This is a genomic window from Bacillus sp. SIMBA_008 (assembly GCF_046535495.1).
GTDB classification, from domain to species: domain Bacteria; phylum Bacillota; class Bacilli; order Bacillales; family Bacillaceae; genus Bacillus; species Bacillus subtilis.
This window is the reverse complement of sequence record NZ_JAWRWL010000442.1, coordinates 1-273: the sequence shown is the minus strand read 5'-3', so window position 1 is coordinate 273 and position 273 is coordinate 1. Positions and strand designations below refer to the sequence as shown.

General features: G+C 74.7%; 1 protein-coding gene. It reads right to left on the bottom strand.

Annotation, left to right across the window (positions count from 1 at the left end):
- Positions 1-273, bottom strand: a 273-nt coding sequence (locus SB658_RS23940) for a hypothetical protein (protein WP_410602824.1), incomplete at both ends; no start/stop codon positions are given.

Genomic DNA, 273 nt, shown 5'->3' with positions numbered 1-273 from the left:
AGACGGCGCTGCGCACCGTCGCGGAGCGCCTGCCCCGCGTGGGGTGCGTCGCCGGCCTTCGCCGTGAGACGCGCGCGCCCGTGCATGGTCTCGGATGCGCGCACGGTCACCGGAAGAGTCTCGGCGACGAGCGGTCCGAAGCGCTGGCCGCGCCAGATCGCGGCGGCGACCCCGGCGGCGAGGAGCAGCAGGATGACGGGCGTGACCCACGGAGGTGTGAGGCTGCCCAGCGTGTCGGGCGACTGGCCCTCGATGTCGGTGTCGCCGAACGAC